Raw genomic sequence first — 7,648 nt, 5'->3', positions numbered from 1 at the left:
TGGGCAAGAATGAAAGAAGAGCTATTCTACAGCCGTGGGGACAAATCGGAGAAATACACTATGAGAGAGTTGAAGACTATGATCTGGAGATATTATATGAGTTACTGGGTCAACAGAAGAATCTGCACCGCCAACGGCGGACTGCCTCCGGCAGCCCGAAGAAAGCTCTACTATGATCATATCTTTCTCGCTGCATAATTCTTGTTCGAATAAAATGTGTCAAGTGATATTGACAAAACCATTTACTCTAATTCGTGATTTTTTGTATTTGATTTGTATTTGTGAAATTCTTCTGTAAGTCCATTAGCTGAAATGAATGATTTTGCTTTTTGCAAGTCAGATCTTAACCTCTCCTTTTCAGAGGTCTCCTTTGCACTTTTCATAAGTGTCTTGACTGATATTGTTGCAGGTTTCTTATATTTGGCAAGTTCAGCTGCTTGCTGGTTTATTGTACTTTTCAATTCCGTATTTTCTTTGCTAAGTTGTTGATTAGCCGCAGTAAGTTTTCTGGTTCGTTTTACGCTGACCACTTCTTTTTCAGCAAGAGCTTGAAGTTTGTCATAATCATTTTTATCAAGGGTAACCTTGTTTCCAAAAATGGTCGGCTTAACCGCAATGCTCCCAATATCAACAAGCTGAACCTTTTTCTTATTTGCCCTTTCAAGCATTGCTTTTGTTTCAGTAAGTTCACGAGAAATACCCTCATTTTCGCTTTTGAGTTGGACATTTTCAGCTTTAAGTTTATCTGCTTCTTGCCTTGCTTCTTTGTACTCTTTAACTGACATCGAACCTCTTGACTTTTCAGGTTCCAAAGGTCTGATACCGTGTGCAAGACAGATTTGATTCAGTACTTCAATTTCTGATTTTCTCCAACGTGCAATTGCATCTTTTCCACTTCCGAATCCCATTTCTTTTAAGGCTTGAGCAATGCCGTTTTGTGTATCCTGTCCACGCTTGTAATGACCAACAGGAATATAGTCAATATGTAAGTGAGGTGTGGCTTCGTCCATATGAAGCACAGCGTTGAATACTACGAAATTTGAATTACGCTGTTGATATCCTGCCATATACTCTTTCAGACACGCTGCTACAAGCTGTGCATCTTCTGTATCCACTCCGGAATCTTCTTTTTTACCTATCTGAACGACATCTTCATAGAAACTTTTTCGCTTATCAGCAGCTGTCACAACAGAATTGGACGGTTTCTTATGAAAGAGAGATTCATAATATGTACCATGAATTTTTCTGTCATTGCGTTTCTGCTTGGCATTGTAACGCTTTGTTGATTCAGCAAATAAATGCTCATACACACAGCCAATATCTTTCCTGATAAACGTATAGTTATCTCTCATACGGCAGCGGTCGACATTTTCTGCGATGAAATCTCTATTGTTGTGAGTTAATGAGCCTTTTCCCTGACAAAACGAAATGCGTTTTTCTTTCATCTATTCTCCCTTCTCGAAATTCATTTGCTCTACCAGTTTGGACAATGTCACCGAACAATCAGAGGATTGCGGTGACAAGTTTCAGAACGATAGAATACAATCGCTGAAACAATACGGTGCGGAGCACCGATTTTACAACAGGCACTATGCCTATTGTAACGCCATAGTATATATGACAGCCCTTTGGCAAGTTCTATCATATATACAGGCGCTCTGCCGAGGGCTTTTTGCTGACTGATGTCAGCTATGATCAGCTGTATCCTCAAATACTTTCGGATTTACAAAAACATAAATTGCAGATTTATGGTTGCCTGTTTCTCTTTCATCGAAAGCAACATAACCATATTCTTCAAGCAGTTTGAGTGCCTTGTAAAAGTCGTCAGGTTCAGGGAAGATTTTATTTCGACATTTCTTTAGCAATGCCGATTGAAATCCTTCTCTTATTTGCTTTGCCCTGATGATTTCCAGAGCTTTTTCTGCCCTCAAAATTTCATTATCTACGCTACCAATACTGAAAGCATATATTGCCTGTTCCTTGTAGTAGTCAGCAATATCAATCGCATTGCAAAGTGTGTTTACATCAACAAGGACATCCTCAGGACACTTGCCTTCAATAGTACATTTTACACAATGGATAATGCAACAAAGGCGAAGTATTTGACCATGATATTTACCGCCCCAGTCCTTGCAGTTTACAAACTCTGTGAGCTGAATTTTCTCAATATAATTGTTATAGTAATCGGTGAAATCTTGCTGTGCTGTTTCATCAAATTTCAGAAATTTTTCCTCTGTGGGCTTTGCATTGAATTTTCTTGTAAGAAGAATGTCAATGAGCCTGTTATAGTTGTCAACAACAATCGGATCAATTGATTTTGAATCATACCGCCTTGTGCCGACTTTGCTCTTTGGAAAACAATAGAAAAATCGTGCAAGCAGACCACTGTTTCTGAATACAGAATTAGAAATCATACTATCCCATAAGTAAGGTTGTCCTGCAAGACTAATTGACAGGCATGGATTGGAAATCTGTATAGATTCTTTTGTTGCTCTGTCGCAAAAGAAACTTTCACCACTCCATGCTTTCAAAATCATATCCATATTAGGTATGTTGTTATTGGAATATCGTCCTGTAAAGTTTCCGAGCATACCTGCTTCATCAGAAATCATCAGTAAAGATTTATTCTTTCCCATCAATTGAATCAACGATTCAGGAGTAATATCCTCTACAGTAATTCGTCTTTTGCCCACGTCACCCATTTGTTCTGCCTGCGTTTTCAGCTTTGCGATTTGATCAACGTCTTTGCTTTCCTCTTTTTCAAGCTTATCTGCTTCAAAAAGAAGTTTCTTTTTCATCGCCTCAATTTTGTGAAATTCCTCAGCATGTTCTTGATTATATTTCAGTTCAAAATCAACAAATGGCTTTTTGATGAACTTTACAACAGGTGATTTTCGCTCTGATGGTTCGGCAACAATGAAACTATAAATCATAGGCGGTTCTGAATGGTCGGCTTTACCCTGCATTCTATACCTGCTTGTAAAGCAATAGCTAATTGCCGATAAAATCGAAGTTGCTGCCATTGCTGGATCTGTGCCTGTGGTTTCAGCGATACCTATTACCATTTCACGAAGAATTGGAGGTAATGCCTTGATTGGAAATTCTCTTTGTGGTGAATCATCACGAAGTGGAATTATGGGGTTAAATTCAGGTGGAAGATTTGGAACATCACCTTTTTCTTTCATTTTTGACTCCTTTCTTTTATTATAAACTTGACTTTGCACTAAAAATATGGTACAATAGACGCATGAAGATAGTGCAGCTTAAAATGTAATTTCAATAAAGTTAAATACCGCCGAACAGTTCTATGTAATACAACTTTATTGATTTACATCATACATCAAGATAGAACAATTGTCAATAGCTTGCTTATTATTTCTACTTTCTGCACAAACAACAGGGGTGCTATTTATGAATTATAACGCTTTCAAACAAAAATGCAAAGAAAAAGGCTACTCAGCAAGCAGCCTTGTAACCGAACTTGGAATAAGTAAGAGTAACATAACCAACTGGAAAAACGGCGGCAATCCGAGTTATGAGATATTAATAAAAATGGCTCAAACTTTGGAATGTAGCGTGGGTTATTTGCTTGGCACAGAAGATGATAACCATGGCGCAGGTGCTACGGTAAGTCAGGCGTTACGGAGCATAAAGGCAACTCCTGCAAGAACAATCTCACTTAAGAGTAGTAAAAATTTACAAGATAACTATCTGAATGAAATAGCTGCATTTGCAAATAGCAGCATACTATTTCTTTGTGGAAATGAAAAAAAGTTTACTGCAACTGAGCCAGATAGAAAAATTGCCAATATAAGTGAACGTGGCAGAGATAAAATGATTGAGGTATTTGATAATGTCAATAATAATCCTATTATTGCAAATATTCAAATGCAACTTAGCAGAATTATTCTTCATAATCTGGATATCACATCAGCAGAACAGGTTTCTGATGAATTCTTAAGTTCCAAGGCAGATTTTATCCTTAATGATAAAAAACACAAGGACAGTCTTAGAAACTATCCTTTCAATCTTTCTGACTTGCTTACTCTGGGAGATTTATTTGATAAGAGCATTAAATTTATGATTTCGGGTGTGGAGTAAGAAAACCCACAAAAGACACAAAGTCCGAGGACAAACATTTTGAGGTATGGAATGAAAAGTTACAATGCAATAGATTTATTTTGTGGTTGTGGCGGATTATCATGTGGATTTGAAAGGGCAGGAGTAAATATACTTCTTGGCATTGATAATGATAAAATGGCATTAAACGTTTTTGAACACAACCACAAGAAAGCAAAGTCAATATGTGGTGATATTACTGAGCTTAATTATTCAGATATAAAAAAAGTAATTGACGATAAGAATATAGATTTAATAATAGGTGGACCTCCATGTCAGGGAATGTCTCTTTCAGGTCCAAGAAAATTTGACGATCCAAGAAATAAACTTTATTTATCATACATTCACTTTGTTGAGCAAATAAAACCTAAGGCTTTTGTTATTGAAAATGTTCCAGGACTTGTCAGTTTATTTAAGGGACAAATTAAGGAAAGCATTATTGAACGTTTGACTGCACTTGGATACAGAGTAAAATATCGCATCTTATGTGCAGCGGATTATGGAGTACCACAAAACAGAAAAAGAGTCATATTTGTTGGCTTAAAAGACAAAGATTTTAATTTCGATTCCATAACAAAAAAAGAAATGGTAACCTGTAAAATGGCTCTTTCTGATCTTCCACCACTTATCAATGAACTTGGTGAAGATCCAGCTGAATATGAAACAGAGGTTCAGAATGAATACCAGAAAATCATGAGAGAGAATTCTGAAAAAGTAAGAAATCATATAGCAGCGGCTCATTCAGAAAAAGTAAAGCATATTATTTCATTAGTTCCTGATGGTGGAAATTATAAAGACTTACCTGAAGAGTATATAAAATCGCGAAATTTTCACGTTGCTTGGACAAGATTTTGTAGTTATAAACCTGCCCCCACTATTGATACTGGTCATAGACACCATTTTCATTATAAATATAATAGGGTTCCAACTGTTAGAGAATGTGCGAGATTACAATCGTTTCCGGATGATTTTGTATTTGAGGGCAACAAAACACAACAATTTCGACAAGTAGGAAATGCCGTTCCACCATTAATGGCTCAAGCAATCGCAGAAGCTTTGCTAAAATATTTGGAGTGATTATATATATGAAATACCACATACCAGATGACCTATACTTTAGAATTCATCACGTTAGACCACGTTTTAAAAATGATGTGGAAAATGTTCTTGTCTATATGGCAACAGAAATATCTAAGATGAATGAAGCACATAAAGAAAAATTTGCAGATCTATTAAACGAAGCAATTCGTCGTTATCCTGGTAATGCAGTTAAAGAATTAAAAACCATCAACAATTGGAGAACCGAAATTTCCTCTTTATTTGGTTTTCTTGAATACAATGGTGATATTGTAAAGCCTGGAAGAAGGGCAATTGAATTAGCTCAAAAAGAAGATCTGGTTGAGTTTTTCAAATATTATCTTTATAACTTTCAGTACCCTGGAGCCCATTTAAAAGTTCAAGAAATTGCTAAACAAATTAGTGCTGGAATTCATTTTAAGCCAGCACAGTATATTTTATCTGTTTTGAAATATGCTGAGGAAAATACAGGCTCTCGTCAATATCTTACAAAAGCTGAGGCTTGCCATTGTATTTTTAACGATTTACGTTGCACAAGAGATAATGAAGCACCTGAAAAAGTTTGGAAGCGTATAATTGAAAATAGAGAGAATGATGTTGAGTACGATGAGACAGGTGATGTTATTCGTTATGCTGGGGATATCCTTGATTATATGGAAATAGCCAATTTGCTTATTGTGTATGGTGGAAAGAATTTTTACATAAACAAGTTAGAAAACGAAGCTGTTTTGAAATTTACTAATTCAACTGAATGGTTTAATCAATATGATAGGTTTATTCAAAATAGATATGCTACATATGAAGAAATAAAAGAATGTTACGATGAGTGGTTTAAATTTGTAAATCGTGATATTAAAGAAACTGATTTCGAAACGGACATTCTTGCATTTATTGCAAATGATGTGGAGGAATATCAAGAGTTAAAGAAGCAGAGTTATGCACTTTATGATAAAATACTTGAAAAATCTGATGTAATTAAAACGAAAGATATTGGAGACATGGGTGAAAGTCTTGTTCATTCGCATGAATGTCAACGTGTGAAAATTGGTGGACGTGAAGATCTTATTCATCTTATAAAACGCATCCCGACACAATTTGCAGTTGGATACGATATTCAGTCTGTTGAACTGGATGAACGCAAACGCTATATAGAAGTAAAAACAACGATTAGTTCTAAGCCATTACATTTTAACAAGGTTCATCTTACGCCAAATGAGTGGAATACAGCAAATACAATGCGAGATAGATATTTTGTTTATCGTTTGATGATAAGCAAAACTGAGAAGAAATTGTTTCTTATACAAGACCCTGTTGGATTGTATAAGCGAGACTTAATAGATATGATTCCAAAAGACGGGGCAGATATAACATTTAGCACAACCAGAGCTGAAGTAGGTAATTTTGAGGAGTTATTAACATGGACAAATTAAAAGTTGCATCCCTTTTTTGTGGCTGTGGTGGAACTGATGTGGGATTACTTGGCGATTTTACATTTTTAGACAAGTATTATCCGAGCAATAATATGGAAATCGTTTATGCCAACGACATAGACGATAATGCTTGTAGGCTTTTTGAAGAAAATTTTAGAATAAAGCCAGATAACAGAGATATTCGAGAAGTTAAATCTAGTGAGATTCCTGACTTTGATATTCTTACGGGTGGGTTCCCTTGTCAGTCCTTTTCGATAGTAGCTCAGAATCCTAAGCGACTTGGAATTAAAGACGATAGAGGAAAGTTGTTTTTTGAAATGTGTCGTATTTTGCGTGAAAAACAACCTTTATGCTTTATTGCTGAAAATGTTAAAGGTATTATGTCAGCAAATAAGAAAGAAGCATTTCCTCTAATATTAGAGGAATTTGAAAAAAGCGGATATACTATTACACACAAATTGCTGAATTCCGCAAATTATGGTGTCCCTCAAAAACGTGAAAGAGTTATTATTGTTGGATTCCGTAACGATCTTGGTATTAAATTTGAATTTCCGGATATGCCTATTACTGATGAAAATGAATATGTTTCTCTTGGAAAAGTAATAGAAAATGCGGTTGCTGATAAATATTTCTTTAGCGAGAGAGCTGTTCAGGGAATGATGAGAAAGCGTGAAACAATGAATAAAGGAAGGGCACAGGATATTACAAAGCCTTGTAATACAGTTGGCTCACACTTAGCAAAGGTTTCTTTAAACAGTACAGACCCTGTTTTAATGGTTAATGGGAGATATAGACGATTTACTCCTCGCGAAGTTGCAAGAATTCAGTCTTTCCCTGAATCATTTAAGCTTGTGTGTACCGAATCAGCGCAGTATCGTGCTTTAGGTAACGCTATCCCACCAGTCATGTTTTGGTATGTGGCGAACGTAGTAGGAAAGTTAACAATTAAAAAATAATAGATGTTTGCAAGACCATTTTTTAAGGAAAGTAGTAAAGAAATAATAAAATATTATAAATTTTAT

The 7,648-nt window shown here is 35.7% G+C and carries 6 protein-coding genes and 1 pseudogene; 5 read left to right on the top strand and 2 right to left on the bottom strand.

The genetic code is table 11. The features are described 5' to 3' along the window. Nucleotides 1-198 (top strand): annotated as a pseudogene (locus DW793_RS14825) (IS3 family transposase); the annotation flags it as partial. Nucleotides 199-242: 44 nt separating this feature from the next. Here DW793_RS14825 and DW793_RS13390 read toward each other — a convergent pair. Beyond that, nucleotides 243-1,445, bottom strand: coding sequence for a plasmid recombination protein (locus DW793_RS13390; protein WP_118158444.1), 1,203 nt, complete (start codon nt 1,443-1,445; stop codon nt 243-245). Nucleotides 1,446-1,685: 240 nt separating this feature from the next. Beyond that, the gene (locus DW793_RS13385) at nt 1,686-3,185 is read right to left on the bottom strand and encodes a YfjI family protein (RefSeq protein ID WP_118158443.1); all 1,500 of its coding nucleotides are present in this window, start codon (nt 3,183-3,185) and stop codon (nt 1,686-1,688) included. A 226-nt stretch (nt 3,186-3,411) separates the two neighbouring features. Here DW793_RS13385 and DW793_RS13380 point away from each other — a divergent pair, with 226 nt between their 5' ends. From DW793_RS13380 to dcm, 4 genes are read left to right on the top strand one after another with little or no spacing between them, the layout of a single operon-like run. Continuing rightward, nucleotides 3,412-4,101: a helix-turn-helix domain-containing protein gene (locus DW793_RS13380; RefSeq protein ID WP_118158442.1), complete on the top strand. Its 690-nt coding sequence runs from the start codon at nt 3,412-3,414 to the stop codon at nt 4,099-4,101. Between the two features lie 51 nt (nt 4,102-4,152). Next, entirely contained in the window at nt 4,153-5,196 is a 1,044-nt protein-coding gene (locus tag DW793_RS13375) for a DNA cytosine methyltransferase (protein WP_118158441.1), read from the top strand. Between the two features lie 8 nt (nt 5,197-5,204). Then, on the top strand, nt 5,205-6,626 hold the full coding sequence (locus DW793_RS13370; RefSeq protein ID WP_118158440.1) for a protein NO VEIN domain-containing protein: 1,422 nt from the start codon (nt 5,205-5,207) through the stop codon (nt 6,624-6,626). Next, on the top strand, nt 6,614-7,582 hold the full coding sequence (gene dcm, locus DW793_RS13365) for a DNA (cytosine-5-)-methyltransferase (RefSeq protein ID WP_118158439.1): 969 nt from the start codon (nt 6,614-6,616) through the stop codon (nt 7,580-7,582). The genes DW793_RS13370 and dcm overlap by 13 nt, the downstream gene beginning before the upstream one ends. Nucleotides 7,583-7,648 lie beyond the last annotated feature (66 nt).

The sequence above is a fragment of the Ruminococcus sp. AM31-15AC genome, from assembly GCF_003462045.1.
Lineage (GTDB): Bacteria > Bacillota > Clostridia > Oscillospirales > Ruminococcaceae > Hominimerdicola > Hominimerdicola aceti.
This window is presented reverse-complemented; position numbering and strand designations above follow the sequence as displayed.

Bases quoted from the DNA above. Each gene is read 5' to 3' on its own strand.
- DW793_RS13380 (WP_118158442.1), top strand. From the start codon at position 3,412: ATGAATTATAACGCTTTCAAACAAAAATGCAAAGAAAAAGGCTACTCA.
- DW793_RS13375 (WP_118158441.1), top strand. From the start codon at position 4,153: ATGAAAAGTTACAATGCAATAGATTTATTTTGTGGTTGTGGCGGATTA.
- DW793_RS13385 (WP_118158443.1), bottom strand. From the start codon at position 3,185: ATGAAAGAAAAAGGTGATGTTCCAAATCTTCCACCTGAATTTAACCCC.
- dcm (WP_118158439.1), top strand. From the start codon at position 6,614: ATGGACAAATTAAAAGTTGCATCCCTTTTTTGTGGCTGTGGTGGAACT.
- DW793_RS13390 (WP_118158444.1), bottom strand. From the start codon at position 1,445: ATGAAAGAAAAACGCATTTCGTTTTGTCAGGGAAAAGGCTCATTAACT.
- DW793_RS13370 (WP_118158440.1), top strand. From the start codon at position 5,205: ATGAAATACCACATACCAGATGACCTATACTTTAGAATTCATCACGTT.